Origin of the sequence: Erwinia sp. AnSW2-5, from assembly GCF_045107195.1 — a bacterium.
Lineage (GTDB): Bacteria > Pseudomonadota > Gammaproteobacteria > Enterobacterales > Enterobacteriaceae > Erwinia.
Map to the genome: position 1 here is coordinate 164,025 of NZ_JBJGXA010000031.1, position 16,359 is coordinate 180,383.

At 55.5% G+C, this 16,359-nt stretch carries 12 protein-coding genes; 7 read left to right on the forward strand and 5 right to left on the reverse strand.

The window, feature by feature from the left end; translation table 11 throughout:
• Window positions 1-25: 25 nt before the first annotated feature.
• Both ACFL9S_RS18995 and sbcD read right to left on the reverse strand, forming a co-directional pair.
• Entirely contained in the window at window positions 26-3,385 is a 3,360-nt protein-coding gene (locus ACFL9S_RS18995; protein WP_405263413.1) for an SbcC/MukB-like Walker B domain-containing protein, read from the reverse strand.
• Window positions 3,382-4,605: an exonuclease subunit SbcD gene (sbcD, locus tag ACFL9S_RS19000; protein ID WP_405263414.1), complete on the reverse strand. Its 1,224-nt coding sequence runs from the start codon at window positions 4,603-4,605 to the stop codon at window positions 3,382-3,384. The genes ACFL9S_RS18995 and sbcD overlap by 4 nt, the downstream gene beginning before the upstream one ends.
• A 212-nt stretch (window positions 4,606-4,817) precedes the next feature.
• Here sbcD and phoB point away from each other — a divergent pair, with 212 nt between their 5' ends.
• The 6 genes from phoB (at window position 4,818) to proY (ending at window position 12,289) form a co-directional block, all read left to right on the forward strand.
• Complete coding sequence (gene phoB / locus ACFL9S_RS19005) at window positions 4,818-5,507, forward strand: phosphate response regulator transcription factor PhoB (protein ID WP_133846278.1); 690 nt, start codon at window positions 4,818-4,820, stop codon at window positions 5,505-5,507.
• A gap of 23 nt (window positions 5,508-5,530) precedes the next feature.
• Window positions 5,531-6,844 carry a phosphate regulon sensor histidine kinase PhoR gene (gene phoR, locus ACFL9S_RS19010; RefSeq protein ID WP_405263415.1) on the forward strand — a complete coding sequence of 438 codons (1,314 nt, stop codon included), beginning with the start codon at window positions 5,531-5,533 and terminating at the stop codon, window positions 6,842-6,844.
• A 19-nt stretch (window positions 6,845-6,863) separates the two neighbouring features.
• On the forward strand, window positions 6,864-7,787 hold the full coding sequence (locus ACFL9S_RS19015; protein WP_405263416.1) for a PstS family phosphate ABC transporter substrate-binding protein: 924 nt from the start codon (window positions 6,864-6,866) through the stop codon (window positions 7,785-7,787).
• Window positions 7,788-8,045: 258 nt separating this feature from the next.
• Window positions 8,046-9,146 carry a cobalamin-independent methionine synthase II family protein gene (locus ACFL9S_RS19020; protein WP_405263417.1) on the forward strand — a complete coding sequence of 367 codons (1,101 nt, stop codon included), beginning with the start codon at window positions 8,046-8,048 and terminating at the stop codon, window positions 9,144-9,146.
• Between the two features lie 416 nt (window positions 9,147-9,562).
• Window positions 9,563-10,882: a branched-chain amino acid transporter carrier protein BrnQ gene (brnQ, locus tag ACFL9S_RS19025; protein ID WP_405263418.1), complete on the forward strand. Its 1,320-nt coding sequence runs from the start codon at window positions 9,563-9,565 to the stop codon at window positions 10,880-10,882.
• 54 nt (window positions 10,883-10,936) lie between these two features.
• Window positions 10,937-12,289, forward strand: coding sequence for a proline-specific permease ProY (gene proY, locus ACFL9S_RS19030; protein ID WP_405263419.1), 1,353 nt, complete (start codon window positions 10,937-10,939; stop codon window positions 12,287-12,289).
• Window positions 12,290-12,340: 51 nt separating this feature from the next.
• Here the strand turns inward: proY and ACFL9S_RS19035 are convergent, their stop codons facing one another.
• The 3 genes from ACFL9S_RS19035 to ACFL9S_RS19045 form a co-directional block, all read right to left on the reverse strand.
• Window positions 12,341-13,600 carry a histidine-type phosphatase gene (locus ACFL9S_RS19035; protein WP_405263453.1) on the reverse strand — a complete coding sequence of 420 codons (1,260 nt, stop codon included), beginning with the start codon at window positions 13,598-13,600 and terminating at the stop codon, window positions 12,341-12,343.
• 153 nt (window positions 13,601-13,753) lie between these two features.
• Window positions 13,754-14,356 (reverse strand): peroxiredoxin C, encoded by a 603-nt coding sequence (locus tag ACFL9S_RS19040; protein WP_405263420.1) that lies wholly within the window; start codon window positions 14,354-14,356, stop codon window positions 13,754-13,756.
• A 196-nt stretch (window positions 14,357-14,552) separates the two neighbouring features.
• Window positions 14,553-15,134 carry an ACP phosphodiesterase gene (locus ACFL9S_RS19045; protein ID WP_405263421.1) on the reverse strand — a complete coding sequence of 194 codons (582 nt, stop codon included), beginning with the start codon at window positions 15,132-15,134 and terminating at the stop codon, window positions 14,553-14,555.
• A gap of 103 nt (window positions 15,135-15,237) precedes the next feature.
• On the opposite strand from ACFL9S_RS19045, the gene queA reads away from it, so the two are divergent.
• A complete protein-coding gene (gene queA, locus ACFL9S_RS19050) occupies window positions 15,238-16,308 on the forward strand; it encodes a tRNA preQ1(34) S-adenosylmethionine ribosyltransferase-isomerase QueA (RefSeq protein WP_405263454.1) in 1,071 nt (356 codons plus the stop codon).
• Window positions 16,309-16,359: the final 51 nt, after the last annotated feature.

Below are 16,359 nucleotides of genomic sequence, written 5' to 3' on the forward strand. Positions count from 1 at the left end.
TGAGGGCGATCGCAGAGGATCGCCCTTACTGCCCCGGCGTCTCCAGCCTGCTGTAACCCAGTCCGTTAATCTTCTTCACCTTTATCTGCACCGGTATGCGTTCCTTCATCGCCTCAACGTGGCTGATCACCCCAATGGTTTTTCCACTGGCGTTGAGCGCATCCAGCGCATCCAGCGCACTGTCGAGCGTCTCCGCATCCAGCGTGCCAAAGCCTTCATCCAGAAATAGCGACTCAATACGGGTTTTATGGCTGACCAGATCGGAAAGCGCCAGCGCCAGCGCCAGACTGACGAGGAAGCTTTCGCCGCCGGACAACGTGCGGGTATCGCGCTGTGCATCAGCCTGCCAGGTATCAACCACCTGTAGCTCCAGTGCTTCCTGCGATTTGCGCTGCAACAGATAGCGACCGTGCAGACGGTTAAGCTGATTGTTGGCCAGCCACACCAGATGATCCAACGTCAGCCCCTGGGCAAAGCGGCGGAATTTATCCCCTTCTTTGGAGCCGATAAGCTGATTGAGGTAGCTCCAGTCTTCCAGCTGCTGTTCGTTAGCGGCGATCTCCGCCAGCAATGCCTGCTGCTGAGTGCGTCGTTCGCTGTCATCGCGCAGCTGCTGGCGTAGCTGTCCCTGCTGGCTGGCCAGCTCGCGCAGTTGCTGAGTCAACTGACTAAGCTGGCTTTCCACCTGCGCCCGTTGTGCGGGCAGGTCATCAAATGAGCCAGACTGGGTCACCGTTTCATCTAATTGTGACTGTAGATTAATCAACTGCTCATTTAGTGATTTATGCTGCCCGGTCAGGGTATTTATTCTGTCCTGCTGCTGTTGCCACGCTGTCTGCGCCTGGCGAACGGCCAGTGCATGCTGTTCCGTCTCTGCACGCAACTGTTGCTGTGCAGCGGTAACGTCACGATCGCCAAACAGTGACTGGCGCTGCTGCTGATACTGTTTCAGCGTTTCCTGCCGCTGTTGCAGACGCTGGTCAAGTTGCGCCAGGCGTGCCTGCTGTTGCTGTAACTCTTCTTCCAGCGCCTGCTGGCGGCTGGCGAGTGTCGCCAGCTCAGGGACCAGTGCCGTCAGCGCCTCGCTGTTGCTGCGCCACTGTTGCCACTGCGTTTCACGCAGCTGCAACCAGCTGTGATAATCGCCATCCTGCGGCAGCGTCAGCCCCAGCGGTGCCACGCCTTCTGCCAGCTTGCTGCGTAACTGCTGCGCGCGTTGCTCATCCTGGGTGAGCTGTTGCTGCTGCTCGCTCAGCGTCTGGGCGGCGGCGGTTAGCTGCTGCTGTTGCAGCTGGATCTGCTGTTGCAGGGTTTGCCAGGCCTGCTGTTGCTGATACAGCGCCTCTTTTTGCTGCTGGCAGTGGCGCAGCGCCTGCTCCAGCTGATGCAACTGCTGCTGCTGTGCCGCTTCCTGCTCATCCTGCTGTGCCAGCCAGTCGCTGGCCTGCTGATGTTGTTCCGGGCTGAGTGGTAGCGCCAGTCCGGCGGCGGCGGTCTGCCATTGCTGCTCCAGCTGCTGCAACTGACGGTTCAGCTCCGTTTCTTCCTGCAACTGCCGTTCATCCTGCTGTTGCGCCTGTTTAAGCTGTGCAGCACAGGCGCTTCCCTGATCCTTCAGTTGTTCAACATCGCGCTTTAAGGCATCCAGCCGCTGCTGATTTTCCGACAGCTGTAATGCCTGATACTGCTGCACGGCCGGATGAGTTTCCGAACCGCACAGCGGGCAGGGCTGGCCCGGCTCCAGCTGTGAGCGGTGCTGTTCCAGATCGGCAATACGTCGCTCCAGTTCACAGCGCTTTTCCAGGTCCTGCTGATGTTGATACTTCTCTTTCCAACTCGCTCGCAGGGTAAGTAACTGCTCACTGTTTTGCTGGATCTGTTGCGTCAGCGCCTGGCGTTCCTGCTGTAAGCGCGTGCGGCGCGTATGCAACTGCTGCCACTGCGGGAGCAGGGTAGCCAGTAATAGCCGCTGCGGGCGCTGGCGTGCGAACTGTTCCAGCGTGGCGCGCAGCGTCTCCTCCGGGTGCTGCTGTTGCAGCGGGGCCAGCTGTTGCTGGGCCTGATCGAGGTGGGTCTGTGCGGCGGTCAGCTGCTGCTGTAACGGTGCCTGCTGCTGCTGTCGCTGCTGGCTGGCCTGCTCATATTCCTGCACCTGCCGATGCTGGGCCTGACATCGCAGGCGCTGTGCGGTTAGTGACTGCTCACTTTCCTGCTGCTGGCTAAAGCGTTCGCGCCACAGCGGCAGATGTTCACCGTAATGGGCAAACTGCGGATGCGCCTCGCGCCAGGCGTTCAACTGCTGCTGCTGTGCCTGCTTATCCTGTTGAGCCTGCTGGTTTTTTGCGCTTTCCTGCTGGCGTGCGCTCAGTGCGAGTTGGTGTTCACTGCGCTCACGCTCCAGCTGCTGTTGCTGTTCGCGCAAAGTGCTCAGCTGTAAATCAAGCGGCAGAACCTGTTCGGCAATCAGGGTTTCCTGCTGCAGGCGCAGCGCCTGATGTTGCGCCTGTGCCTGTACCACCTGCTCCTGCTGCTGCGTGGCGACGATGAGCGCCTGCTGTGCCTGCTCTCGCTGTTGATCCAGCTGCTGTGCGCTGGTGGTCAGCTGTTGCTGCTCCCGTTGCAGGCGTTCAATCTGTTGCAGTTCCTGACTTTTTTTCTGCTGGATTTGCTGTTGTGAAGTGAGCGCCTGCTCCTGCTCTACGCTTTGTGCCAGCTGGCTGTTCAGGTCAGTTTTCTGCTCTTCGCTCAGCAAACTCATGCCGCTGGACTGGGCGCGCAGGGTATCCAGCGTCACCTTCGCCTGTTTATGGCGATCAAACACCGCCGCCGACAGTCGGCCGTATATTTCGGTACCGGTCAGTTCTTCCAGCAGCTCGGCACGTTTATTGGCATCGGCGTTGAGGAAGGCAGCAAACTGCCCCTGTGACAGCATCATCGATTTGGTAAAGCGTTCGAAGTCCAGCCCGGTCAGGCTGGCGATCATTTCCAGCTTATCTTTGACTTTATCGGCGACGATTTGGTTATCGTCACAGCGCGCCAGTTCAACGCGCGGTGCCTGCAAGTTGCCATCGGCGGCACCGCGTGCGCGGTTCTGGCTCCAGAAGGCGCGCCAGGCGACGCCTTTCACCTCAAATTCCACTTCTGCCAGACATTCGGCAGTGTCGCGCGTCATCAGGTCATTTTGTGACTGAGTAATGCCTTTCAGGCGCGGTGTTTCGTGATACAGCGCAAGGCAGATGGCATCCAGCAGGGTGGTTTTGCCTGCGCCCGTCGGGCCAGTAATGGCGAACAGGCCGTTGCTGGCAAAAGGTTCTGCGGTGAAGTCGATTTTCCACTCACCCTTCAGCGAGTTGAGGTTTTTAAAGCGCAAGGTCAGGATTTTCATGATGGCTGCTCCTCATGGCGCACGGCTTCCAGCGTCTGGGCAAACAGCGCTCTGGCGCGTTCCAGCCGTTCAGTATCCTCGGCTTCCAGCGCCAGACGGCGGGAAAACACCTCTTCCACGCTCAACTCGTTCAGGGTTTCGTTGTTCTGCCGGGCGATCACCTGCTCCCGCTGTTCACGGCTGCGACGCAGCAGCACCACTTCTACGGGCAGGGGTTCGGTCAGTTCCTGGATACGGCGCTGTAGCTCACTGAGGTAAGCATCGGTGACGATTTCAATGTCCAGCCAGACGGTGCCACCCTGCGGATCGGCCGTGAGTGCTGCCAGCTGCTGCTCAATCTGTTCCAGAGAGCCTTTGATCATCTGCATCGGCTGGAATAACGGGATCGGTAAGGCTTCGACGGCGCTGAGTTTGCCGTCGCTGAAGTCGACCTGAAACACGCTTTTGGCTTTACCCAGCTCATCAAAACTGAGTGGGATTGGGGAGCCGCTGTAGCGAATATGATCGCTGTCGGCAATGCGCTGGGCGCGATGGATATGCCCCAGGGCGATATAGTCCGCAGGGGGGAAACAGTCGGCGGGGAAGGCATCCAGCGTGCCGATGTAGATATCACGCACCGCATCGCTTTTGGTTACGCCCATCGTGGTCAGATGGCCGGTAGCAATAATCGGTAGCGTCAGGCCCAGCGCATCGCGCTGTTTCAGGGCTTCCTGCCAGCACTGCTGATAGTGTTCCGTAATGGCTTCCAGCAGGCTTTGCTGCTTTTCGCGCCCTGACTGCCCGCTCTGGCTGCGCAGAATATCGCGTGGACGTAAAAACGGAATGGCGCACAGCAGCGCCCCCGGCTGGCCGTCGCGGCGATTGAGAACCAGCACCTGTTGACGCACATCGTCGCAGGCGGCGGCGATCACCCGGGTATTGAGGCAGGCCAGCAGCTCGCGCGATTCATTCAGCATGGCAACCGAATCGTGATTGCCGCCCAGTACCACCAACTGACAGCCGGTTTGCTGAAGCTTGACCACGAAGCGGTTATACAGCTCACGCGCGTAGCTCGGCGGAGAGCCGGTATCAAAGATATCGCCCGCCACAATAATCGCATCCGCCTGCTGTGCTTCTGCTTTCTCCAGCAGCCAGTCAAGGAATGCCTGGTGCTCGGCTGCCCGGCTTTTGGTGTAGAAAAACTGGCCAAGATGCCAGTCGGCAGTATGAATGATGCGCATGGGGGTCCTTTCATGGCGAAAAGCGTGGTGAGTATTATACCTGTCCTGCCTCTCGAATTATTCAGGCCCGATAAACATATTGATGAGGTAGAGATTTTATTTAATTTCATCAATGCTTTTAGGGGGTGCTTTTTTCATAAAAGTGTCATAAAACTGACGCATAATGGCGCCGCATATCCCCGTGACAACCTGTCACAGTAGCAGGAGCAATAATGGCTAAGCGCATTCTGGTGGTTGAAGATGAAGCCCCAATCCGTGAGATGTTGTGTTTCGTTCTGGAACAAAATGACTATCAACCGATCGAAGCCGAGGACTATGACAGCGCAGTCAGTATGCTCATTGAGCCGTGGCCAGATTTAATCCTGCTGGACTGGATGTTACCGGGTGGTTCCGGCATTCAGTTTATTAAGCACCTGAAGCGTGAAGCGATGACCCGTGATATTCCGGTGATGATGCTGACTGCGCGTGGTGAAGAAGAAGATCGCGTCCGTGGCCTTGAAGTGGGTGCCGACGATTACATTACCAAACCCTTCTCACCGAAAGAGCTGGTGGCACGTATTAAAGCGGTGATGCGCCGTATTTCACCGATGGCGGTGGAAGAGGTGATTGAGATGCAGGGGCTGAGTCTTGATCCGTCATCGCATCGCGTGATGTCCGATACGCAGCCGCTGGAAATGGGGCCGACCGAATATAAACTGCTGCACTTCTTTATGACGCATCCTGAGCGCGTCTACAGCCGTGAGCAGTTGCTAAACCATGTCTGGGGAACTAACGTTTACGTCGAAGATCGTACCGTTGATGTACACATTCGTCGCTTACGTAAGGCACTGGAACTGACCGGGCACGATCGTATGGTGCAGACGGTTCGCGGAACAGGGTATCGTTTCTCTGCACGCTATTGATTGTTCGCGCTGGAGTCTGAACCGTGTTGGAACGCCTCTCCTGGAAGAGATTATTGTTTGAGCTGCTGCTTGCCGGTTTGCCCGCGTTACTGCTCGGGCTGCTGGTGGGTTGGCTCCCCTGGCTGCTGTTAATCTCAGTACTCTGTGTGCTGGGTTTTCATTTCAACAACTTACTTCGACTCTCTCACTGGCTGTGGGTCGACCGCAGCATGACACCTCCCAGCGGCCGTGGCAGCTGGGAACCGCTGTTTTACGGCCTGTATCAAATGCAGGCGCGTAATCGTCGTCGCCGTCGTGAACTCGGTCATCTGATCAAACGTTTTCGTAGCGGTGCAGAATCTCTGCCTGATGCGGTGGTACTGACCACCGAAGAGGGGACGATTTTCTGGTGCAACGGCCTGGCTCAGCAGATGCTGGGGCTGCGCTGGCCGGAAGATAACGGCCAGAATATCCTCAACCTGCTGCGTTACCCGGAGTTTACCCGCTATCTGCGTCAGCGTGATTTTTCACGCCCGCTCACGCTGGTACTGAACAGCCATCGTCATCTGGAATTCCGTGTGATGCCTTACAGCGAAGGGCAATGGCTGCTGGTGGCGCGTGATGTTACCCAGATGCACCAGCTGGAAGGCGCGCGGCGTAACTTCTTTGCCAATGTCAGCCACGAACTGCGCACGCCGCTCACCGTGTTGCAGGGCTATCTGGAGATGATGAACGATTCCGTGCTGGAGGGCAGCCTGCGTGATAAGGCGCTGCACACCATGCAGGAACAGACCAAACGCATGGACAGCCTGGTGAAACAGCTGCTGACCTTGTCGCGCATTGAAGCTGCTCCAGCGCTCGATTTGCAGGAAACCGTGGACGTGCCGATGATGCTGCGGGTGTTGCAGCGTGAAGCGGAAACGCTCAGTAACGGTCGCCACGATATTTATTTCCATACCGACCCGCATTTGCGCGTGTTTGGCAATGACGAGCAACTGCGCAGTGCGATTTCCAATCTGGTGTATAACGCGGTTAACCATACGCCGGATGGCACGCGGATTGATGTCAGCTGGCTACGTAGCCCGCAGGGGGCACAGTTTAAGGTGAAAGATAATGGGCCAGGGATTGCACCGGAACACCTGCCTCGTCTGACGGAGCGCTTCTATCGCGTTGATAAAGCGCGCTCCCGACAGACCGGCGGCAGCGGGTTAGGTCTGGCTATCGTGAAACATGCGCTCAGCCATCACAATACGCGCCTGGATATCAGCAGCACGCCCGGCGCTGAAACCTGTTTCAGCTTTCAATTGCCACCAAGGTTGATTGTCAGTGCTGAACTATCCGAGAATGCGCTGCATTGAGTCTCACGGAACCCATGCAATGAAAATGTTAATCGCGCTGGCGCTGTTGCTGGTCAGTTCGCAGGTCCCGGCGAAACAGGGCATGCTGGCGGGGAATCTCACCAGCGTTGGCTCGGATACGCTGGGTAACCTGATGGCGCTGTGGGGCGAGAGTTTTAATCGTCAGTATCCCGGTGTCAATGTGCAGATCCAGGCGGCCGGTTCGTCAACCGCGCCGACCGCGCTGGCCGCGGGAGCGGCCCAGTTAGGCGCGATGAGCCGCCCGATGCAGGCCGTAGAACGTCAGCTGTTTGAAGACAGTTACGGTTATCAGCCTCTGGCCGTTCCGGTGGCGATGGATGCGCTGGTGGTGGTGGTCAATCAGGACAACCCGTTAACCGGGCTGAATGCACAGCAGCTGGATGCCATTTTCTCGGTGACCCGTCGCTGTGGTGGGCTAGCTGTGCCCAAAACCTGGGGTGATTTGCAGTTGGCTCAGCCTGGCTGGGCAACGCGCGGATTGCAGCGCTTTGGCCGTAACTCGGCTTCCGGCACCTGGGGTTTCTTCAAACAGCAGGCGCTATGTAACGGTGATTTCCGCAATGATGTCGGCGAATATCCCGGTTCTGCTGCCGTGGTGCAGGCCGTTGCGGGAACATTGAATGGCATTGGTTATGCCAGCGCCGGGTTTCATATCAGCGGCGTTAAAACCGTGCCGGTAGCGCGTGAGGGCAATGACTGGATCGCGCCGAGCGCCGAAAATATTCGCAGCGGCCGCTATCCTTATGCTCGCCCTCTTTATATCTACGTCAACAAAGCCCCCGACAAACCCCTGGAGCCGCTGACGGCGGCCTTTTTGCGTTTAGCGCTCTCTGCACAGGGCCAGGCGCTGGTTAGCCAGGCGGGGTATCTGTCGCTGTCTGAGCAGCAGATGCAGCGCGCTCGCGCGATGTTAGCCGAGTAATCACCCGCATACGGGCGAGGCGTGCCTCGCCCCTACAATATACGGCTCCTCATATCGTAGGGGTCAGGCACGCCTGACCCGCCGTCACCGCATCATGAATTTTTTTCAACTTACGTGAAATTTCCTCGTTTGCCGCTGAAGGTTTCTCATGCCACTATTGGCTAAATAGACACTTAGACGTCTGGATGTCTAAATATAACCTGATGTAATCATTACGTCACTAAATTATGCGCCGCGTGCAGGCCAGGAGTTTTAATCATGACGACATTCACCCCCTATCGTGCCGAAGTGGTGGGCAGCTATTTGCGCCCTGCTGAGATTAAACAGGCTCGTAAGCAGTTCGACGCGGGCGAGATCGATGCCGCTACGCTGCGCGCGGTGGAAGATGAGGCGATCCGTAAGGTAGTGGCCCATCAGCGTGAAAACGGCTTGCAGGTGGTGACCGACGGCGAATTCCGCCGTGCCTGGTGGCATTTCGACTTCTTCGACGGCCTGGATGGCGTGGAGCGTTATGAAGCCGAGCAGGGCATTCAGTTTAACGGTGTGCAGACGAAAGCACGTGGCGTGAAAGTGACCGGCAAACTGGGCTTTAGCAACCATCCGATGTTGGAAGATTTCCGTTTCCTGCAAAGTATCAGCGGCGATGCGGTGGCTAAAATGACCATTCCAAGCCCAAGCGTGCTGCACTTCCGGGGTGGACGTAAAGTCATTGATGCTGACGTGTACCCGGACCTGGATGTCTATTTTGACGATCTGGCGCAGACGTATCGTGACGCGATCAAGGCCTTCTATGATGCTGGCTGCCGTTATCTGCAACTGGATGATACCGTCTGGGCTTACCTCTGTTCTGACGATCAGAAACAGCAGATCCGCGAGCGTGGCGATAACCCGGAAGAGCTGGCCCGCACCTATGCCCGTGTATTGAATAAAGCCATTGAAGGTAAGCCGGATGACCTGGTCATTGGTCTGCATGTCTGCCGGGGTAACTTCCGTTCCACCTGGATCTCCGAAGGTGGCTACGAGCCGGTGGCTGAAATTCTGTTTGGCGGCGTGAACATCGATGCTTTCTTCCTGGAGTACGATAACGAGCGTTCAGGCGGTTTTGAGCCATTACGCTTTATCAAACCGGGCAAACAGCAGGTGGTACTCGGCCTGATCACCACCAAAACAGGTGAGCTGGAAGCGGCGGAAACAGTAGAGAAACGCATTCGCGAGGCGGCGCAGTTTGTCAGCCTGGATCAGATTTGCCTGAGCCCGCAGTGCGGCTTTGCCTCAACCGAAGAGGGCAACAGCCTGACGGAAGAGCAGCAGTGGGCCAAGCTGCGTCTGGTGGTGGATGTCGCCAGTCGCATCTGGTAATCACGGCATCATTTTGTGTACAGGGCGCGGATTTCCGCGCCTTTTGTGCATGTGAGGTGGATATATTGCAGAAAATAACGTTGTGATGAACGAAAAAGATACAAATCATGTAAGGCGTTTTTTACCAGATCTAAATATATGCACTGGTTATGCAGCTTTTTACACTATATCATCCTGCTTTTCCGATCCTGTATTGCCTTTCTCCGCTATAAACGTTCTACTTACCCCCGTTTTTTCGTCATCCCCCTGTATACAGAAAATAATCAGCTCACATGCGCTGTCAACCCGATATTACTAAGTGGATTCCACTGTATTGGTCTGATAAGACGGCGTTTTTAGAGCGAGCAGGGAGACGGGCTTTCAATTTAGGCCTGATATCACGACTTTTCACACCATCACGGGCAACACAATTTCTTATGACACATCGTTTAACTTCGAAAGATATTCTGGCGCTGGGCTTTATGACCTTCGCCCTGTTTGTCGGCGCGGGCAACATCATTTTTCCGCCAATGGTGGGGATCCAGTCCGGCGAACATGTCTGGATGGCTGCTATCGGTTTCCTGATCACGGCGGTGGGTTTGCCCGTGATCACGGTGATTGCGCTGGCGCGCGTGGGCGGCGGCATTGATGCCCTCAGCTCACCGATTGGCAAAGCCGCTGGCATCGTGCTGGCAACCGTCTGCTATCTGGCCGTCGGCCCGCTGTTTGCCACGCCGCGTACCGCGACCGTTTCGTTTGAAGTGGGTATTGCCCCGCTGACGGGCGACGGTGCGCTGCCGCTGCTGATCTACAGCATGCTCTACTTCGCGCTGGTGATTGGTATTTCGCTCTATCCGGGTAAATTGCTGGATACCGTGGGCCACGTCCTGGCACCGCTGAAAATCTTCGCGCTGACCTTACTGGGTCTGGCCGCGTTGCTGTGGCCTGCGGGTGGTCTTGCACCGGCAACCGCTGATTATCAGCGTGCGGCGTTCTCCAGCGGCTTTGTGAACGGTTATCTGACCATGGATACCCTTGGTGCGCTGGTCTTCGGTATCGTTATCGTCAATGCAGCACGTTCACGCGGTATTACCGAAGCGAAATTACTGACGCGTTACACTGTGATTGCAGGGCTGATTGCGGGTGTGGGCCTGACGCTGGTGTATCTGGCGCTGTTTAAACTGGGTTCTGACAGTGCATCGATTGTTGACCAGAACGCTAACGGCGCAGCTATTCTGCATGCCTACGTGCAGCACACCTTCGGTAATATGGGCAGCTTCTTCCTGGCAGCACTGATTTTCGTGGCCTGCATGGTGACCGCTGTCGGCCTGACCTGCGCCTGTGCAGAATTTTTTGAGCACTATTTGCCTCTCAGCTATCGTCAGCTGGTGTTTATCCTTGGCCTGTTCTCGATGGTGGTCTCTAACCTTGGTCTTAGTCATCTCATCCAGATTTCCATTCCGGTATTAACCGCGATTTACCCGCCTTGTATTGTGCTGGTGCTGTTAAGTTTTACCCTGAACTGGTGGAAGAAAAGCACAAGGATTATTGCGCCTGTGATGCTGGTCAGCTTGCTGTTTGGTATCGTCGACGCAATTAAGAGTTCGAGTTTCAAGGCACTGTTGCCAGCAGTAACCCAGCATCTGCCACTGGCCGATCAAGGTTTGGCATGGTTGCCACCTTCACTGGTGATGCTGGTATTGGTAGCTCTGTGCGATCGCGTTTCAGGACGCCCGGTTACTGCGCATCAGCAATAGCGTTGTAAAACTGCCCCTTACCTCCTTGCCGGTAAGGGGTCGACAGGTGCAAATATGACAAGTACAACACTCAAAAAGGGACTGAGCACCCGCCATATTCGTTTTATGGCTCTGGGTTCAGCCATCGGAACCGGGTTATTTTACGGTTCGGCTGATGCCATCAGAATGGCGGGTCCTGGCGTTCTGATTGCCTACATGATTGGCGGGGTGGCGGCATATATTATTATGCGAGCCCTTGGTGAAATGTCCGTTAACAACCCTCAGGCAAGTTCATTCTCACGCTACGCGCGTGATTATCTCGGCCCCCTCGCTGGCTATATCACTGGCTGGACCTACTGTTTTGAAATCCTGATTGTCGCCATCGCTGATGTCACTGCCTTCGGCATTTATATGAGCGTGTGGTTCCCGGATGTTCAACACTGGATTTGGGTATTGAGCGTGGTGCTGATTATCGGCGCGCTGAACCTTGCTACGGTAAAGGTGTTCGGTGAGGTCGAGTTCTGGTTGTCACTGTTTAAAGTTGTCACGATCTTGCTGATGATCCTTGCGGGCTTCGGCATTATCTTCTGGGGCATCGGCAATGGAGGCCAGGCGACGGGTATCAGTAATCTGTGGACCAATGGCGGCTTCGTTCCTAATGGCTGGATTGGCGTTGTACTGTCACTACAGATCGTGATGTTTGCTTTCGGCGGTATCGAAATTATTGGCATCACAGCCGGTGAGGCGAAAGACCCGCAAGTGTCGATCCCGCGTGCGATTAATACCGTACCGCTGCGCATTCTGGTGTTCTATGTCGGTACGCTGTTCGTCATTATGTCTATTTATCCCTGGAACCAGGTCGGGACCAACGGTAGCCCATTTGTACTGACTTTCCAGCATATGGGCATTGCGGCGGCGGCCACCATCCTCAACTTTGTGGTGATCACCGCTTCGCTGTCGGCAATTAACAGTGATGTCTTTGGTGTTGGCCGCATGTTGCACGGGATGGCTGAGCAGGGGCATGCACCGAAGGTGTTTGCGACCGTATCGCGCAGAGGTATTCCGTGGGTAACGGTGCTGGCGATGATGATGGCGATGCTGGTGGCGGTGTATCTTAACTACCTGATGCCGAAGAAAGTGTTTCTGGTTATCGCGTCACTGGCCACATTTGCGACGGTTTGGGTATGGATTATGATTCTATTCTCCCAGGTTGCATTCCGCCGTACGCTAACGCCTGAGCAACAGAAAGCGCTGAAGTTTGCCCTGCCGGGCGGAACCGCCACCGCCGTGGTGGGCATTCTGTTCCTGGTGTTTGTGATTGGGCTGATTGGCTATTTCCCGGATACCCGTATTTCGCTATACGTGGGTATGGGCTGGATCCTGCTGCTGCTGGTGAGCTGGCAATGGGTGAAACGTAAGAATCGCTAAATCGCAAAAATAAGAAAGGCTACCGTTCGTCAGGTGGCCTTTTTTTTGCCATTAATACTGTACGGGGGTGATGGCGCCGTCGTCGATATTCCGAGTGATGCGCGCCATCATGGGGGCATACGGGCATAGTGTACCAATGCTCGTTTCCTTACAGCCTTTGAACGTCAGTTCTGTCACCAGCAGCGGCTGATGGGCATCAATAGGCGACAGTTGGCGGATCTGGTCAAGGCTCTGGCCCTGGAACAGAATGCGGATAAAACGTTTGCCGCTTTGCGTCTCCTTCCAGCGCTCAAATACCAGGCTTCCTGCTGGCTGGACGGTGCCACGCGGATAGTCACCCTGCTGCCAGCTAAAATTCAGCAATGTACGCAGATACGCGATATTGACGTCATGAGCGACGTACAGCAGCCAGCGCGTCTCCGGCGGTGCATCCTGTTGCGGCGTCACGCCCTGTTGCAAGGCTTTGGCAATCTGCTCCATCAATAAGGAGCCTCCGCGTTGGGCGACGTAAGGCTGATCGTTGGTGGCATCGTATTTCGGGGTTAGCATCGCCATCAGCTTGCCGATTTGTGCGGCGCTGTTCGCGTGACCAAACGCCACCTGGCTAAGCGGTTTGTTCTCGCTCCATTCCAGCCGCAAGGTCTCAGCCATTGCCGCCAGCGTATCCAGGCCGGTGATCATGATGCGGCCGTCGGAAGCGAATTTTATTTCCCAGATTTTATCAAAGATCGGGCAGGGCTTATCTGGCTGGCAGACGGCCTGTTTCAGCAGGGAGATCTCCGGTTGCAGGCGTTTTTGAGCTTCGCTGAGGGATCCTCCCAGTGCTGCTAACGCTCCTTTACGTTGGGTATCCTGGTCAAGAGTGGCATATCCCGGCCCCTGGTTTTGAAACAGCGGATCGTTTTTTTCTGGAGAGTGATGAATGGTGATACCGCAGCCGGGGAAGGCACCGTCTGTCAGAGCTTCAGCGGTGGCTCGGGTGCGCTGTAACGGGCTGGCCCAGACAAAAATATCTTTCGCGCTCGGGCAGCCTGCGCCGATCAGGCCACGCTGACGATACTGATCCCCTTCATACTGACCTTTAAGCCATGCCGCGCTGTAGCCGTGACCGGTGAGCTGGCCGTCCGCTGTTAACCAGCTTATCCAGGGGCGACCACTGCCGATTTCCATCGCTTTACGGTTATCTGCCGTTGGAGGGCGGACGCCGTGGCGGCTGATTTCCACCACTTTTTCCAGCACATAGTGGGGAGCGGCCAGCGCCAGCATGCTGAGTGAGCCTGACAGGGCGACGAGGGATAAGCGCAAAGCGATCTTTTTCACGGGGCGTCCTTGGTGTTCTGCTGTTTGCCAGCGAGCATCATTGCAAAGTTTGGCGATAAGGTATGATGAAAGGTGCGAAGAAGGGACATTTTTGGCGAAAAAAAAGCCCGCCGAAGCGAGCTTTTTTGGAAAACGCAGCCGCAATTACAGCTTAGAGGCGTTTTCAGACAGGTACTTAGCAACACCTTCTGGAGATGCACCCATACCTTCTTTTCCTTTTTCCCACTGAGCCGGGCACACTTCGCCGTGCTCTTCGTGGAACTGCAGCGCGTCAACCATGCGCAGCATTTCGTCAACGTTACGGCCCAGTGGCAGATCGTTAACAACCTGGTGGCGAACCACACCGGCTTTGTCGATCAGGAAAGAACCACGCAGAGCCACGCCCGCATCCGGGTGCTCGATGCCGTAAGCTTTCTGGATTTCACGTTTGATGTCAGCAACCATTGCGTACTGCACTTCGCCGATGCCGCCTTTATCAACCGGAGTTTTGCGCCATGCGTTGTGCACGAACTCTGAATCGAAGGAAACACCAACCACTTCCACGCCACGTTTCTGGAATTCAGCATAACGCTTGTCGAAAGCAATCAGCTCAGAAGGGCATACGAAGGTGAAGTCCATTGGCCAAAAGAACACAACGGTGGCTTTACCAGCGGTGTGTTTTTTAAAGTTGAAGTTTTCTACGATCTCACCGTTGCCCAGTACTGCTGCGGCGGTAAAATCAGGGGCTGGACGAGTTACCAGGACCATGTTCACTCCTGTAAAGGTAAGTTGAAATAAGGTGACAATACGCGGGCAGTATACGGGGCGTGCCCCGTCAGGGACCAGCGTGCTGTACCGATTATTCAGATAGGTTGTACCTATCAAAATTTCAGTAATTATCAAGCAGTTTCATACAATAACCTTTTTTTAAAAAAGGGCAAGGTGTAAAACTGGGCAAGATGTTTCACAATTTTCGCTGAACAGCTTGCGCCATCATACGCGGATAAAGCTGCCAGAATAACGCTTCAAGCTGCTGATAGTTATCGATGAAATCTTGATAACTGCCCTCCAGTGCCGCCAGTTTCGGGCGGCGGCTTGCCATCCCGCGCAGCACATCCTGCAGAAAAGGGGCATCGGCATAACGCTCCATCCAGCGCCCGGTCCATAAGTAGTGATTAAGATTCTGGAACCGCTCCGGGGTTGGCCCAAGTTGCGGCTCGATCACACTTTTCACCTGTGACAAAAAAGCGGGCAAAGAAATTTCCGGCACCAGCTTATCCCAGTGAGATGACAGAAAATGATCCCAGATGACGTCGAGCGTAATCGGTGCCACCCGGCGGGTATCGCTGCGAAAAAGCTGGCGGGCGATGCGCACTTCCGGCAAGGAATCGGTCAGTGCATCAATTCGGCGGTGCAGCGCAATACCGTCAGCGATAGCTTCAGGCCATTGCTGATGCGGGTTGCCGCGCACATAGTCGGCCATCAGATTACCCAGCAGCGAGCTGTCGGCAAGGGTGGCAAGGTGGAGGTGAGCAAGATAGTTCATGGCGCAATTCTAACGTAGTTTTTGGCGATATTAAGCAGATTGTTTAGCTATGAGCAGTTTTCAGCTAGAATGTGCGCCCTGATTTCCCAGACTGTGAATGACCATGCGCGTTGCCGATTTTACTTTTGAGTTGCCCGAATCTTTGATTGCCCACTACCCGCAAGCCCAGCGCAGCGGGTGCCGCCTGCTATCACTAAATGGCCCGGATGGCGAACTGACGCATGGGATATTCACCGATTTGCTGGATAAGCTCAATCCCGGCGACCTGCTGGTGTTTAATAATACCCGGGTGATCCCGGCACGTATTTTTGGCCGTAAGGCCAGCGGCGGAAAAATCGAGGTGCTGATTGAGCGCATGCTCGATGATAAACGCGTCCTTGCGCATGTGCGTTCTTCAAAAGCCCCTAAGCCAGGCACTGAATTGCTGCTGGGTGATGATGAAAATGTGCAGGCCACGATGGTGGCACGTCATGATGCGCTGTTTGAAATAGAGTTTCATGATGAGCGCCCGGTTCTGGATATTCTGAATGCCATCGGCCATATGCCGCTGCCGCCTTACATTGATCGCCCGGATGAAGATGCCGACCGCGAACTCTATCAGACGGTGTACAGCCAGAAACCGGGCGCGGTCGCTGCCCCGACAGCGGGTCTGCATTTTGATGAACCTTTGCTGGCGGCACTGCGTGAGAAAGGCATTGAGAGTGCATTTGTCACCCTGCATGTGGGGGCAGGGACCTTCCAGCCAGTGCGCGTTGACACCATCGAAGATCACATCATGCATGCGGAATATGCCGAAGTGCCGCAGGATGTAGTGGATGCGGTACTGGCCTGTAAAGCACGTGGCAACCGGGTGATTGCGGTTGGTACGACGTCGGTGCGTTCGCTGGAAAGCGCCGCGCAGGCGGCGCAGGATACGTTAATTGCCCCGTTCTTCGGCGACACGAAAATCTTTATCTACCCTGGATATCACTATCAGGTGATTGATGTGCTGGTGACGAATTTCCATCTGCCAGAATCAACGCTGATTATGCTGGTGTCGGCGTTTGCCGGATATCAACATACTATGCAGGCTTACCAGCAGGCCGTGGCTGAAAAATATCGTTTCTTCAGTTATGGTGATGCGATGTTTATTACCCGCAATCCGCAGGCTTTCAGCGAGATCCCGGGCGAATAATGCTTTCCCAGGGTCGGCACCGTCCGGCCCTTTTGTAACCATTAACATCAG

What these genes read in the sequence shown, in the direction of transcription:
- ACFL9S_RS18995 (WP_405263413.1), bottom strand. Translation starts at nt 3,385, where the DNA reads ATGAAAATCCTGACCTTGCGCTTTAAAAACCTCAACTCGCTGAAGGGT.
- sbcD (WP_405263414.1), bottom strand. Translation starts at nt 4,605, where the DNA reads ATGCGCATCATTCATACTGCCGACTGGCATCTTGGCCAGTTTTTCTAC.
- phoB (WP_133846278.1), top strand. Translation starts at nt 4,818, where the DNA reads ATGGCTAAGCGCATTCTGGTGGTTGAAGATGAAGCCCCAATCCGTGAG.
- ACFL9S_RS19015 (WP_405263416.1), top strand. Translation starts at nt 6,864, where the DNA reads ATGAAAATGTTAATCGCGCTGGCGCTGTTGCTGGTCAGTTCGCAGGTC.
- ACFL9S_RS19020 (WP_405263417.1), top strand. Translation starts at nt 8,046, where the DNA reads ATGACGACATTCACCCCCTATCGTGCCGAAGTGGTGGGCAGCTATTTG.
- brnQ (WP_405263418.1), top strand. Translation starts at nt 9,563, where the DNA reads ATGACACATCGTTTAACTTCGAAAGATATTCTGGCGCTGGGCTTTATG.
- proY (WP_405263419.1), top strand. Translation starts at nt 10,937, where the DNA reads ATGACAAGTACAACACTCAAAAAGGGACTGAGCACCCGCCATATTCGT.
- ACFL9S_RS19040 (WP_405263420.1), bottom strand. Translation starts at nt 14,356, where the DNA reads ATGGTCCTGGTAACTCGTCCAGCCCCTGATTTTACCGCCGCAGCAGTA.
- ACFL9S_RS19045 (WP_405263421.1), bottom strand. Translation starts at nt 15,134, where the DNA reads ATGAACTATCTTGCTCACCTCCACCTTGCCACCCTTGCCGACAGCTCG.
- queA (WP_405263454.1), top strand. Translation starts at nt 15,238, where the DNA reads ATGCGCGTTGCCGATTTTACTTTTGAGTTGCCCGAATCTTTGATTGCC.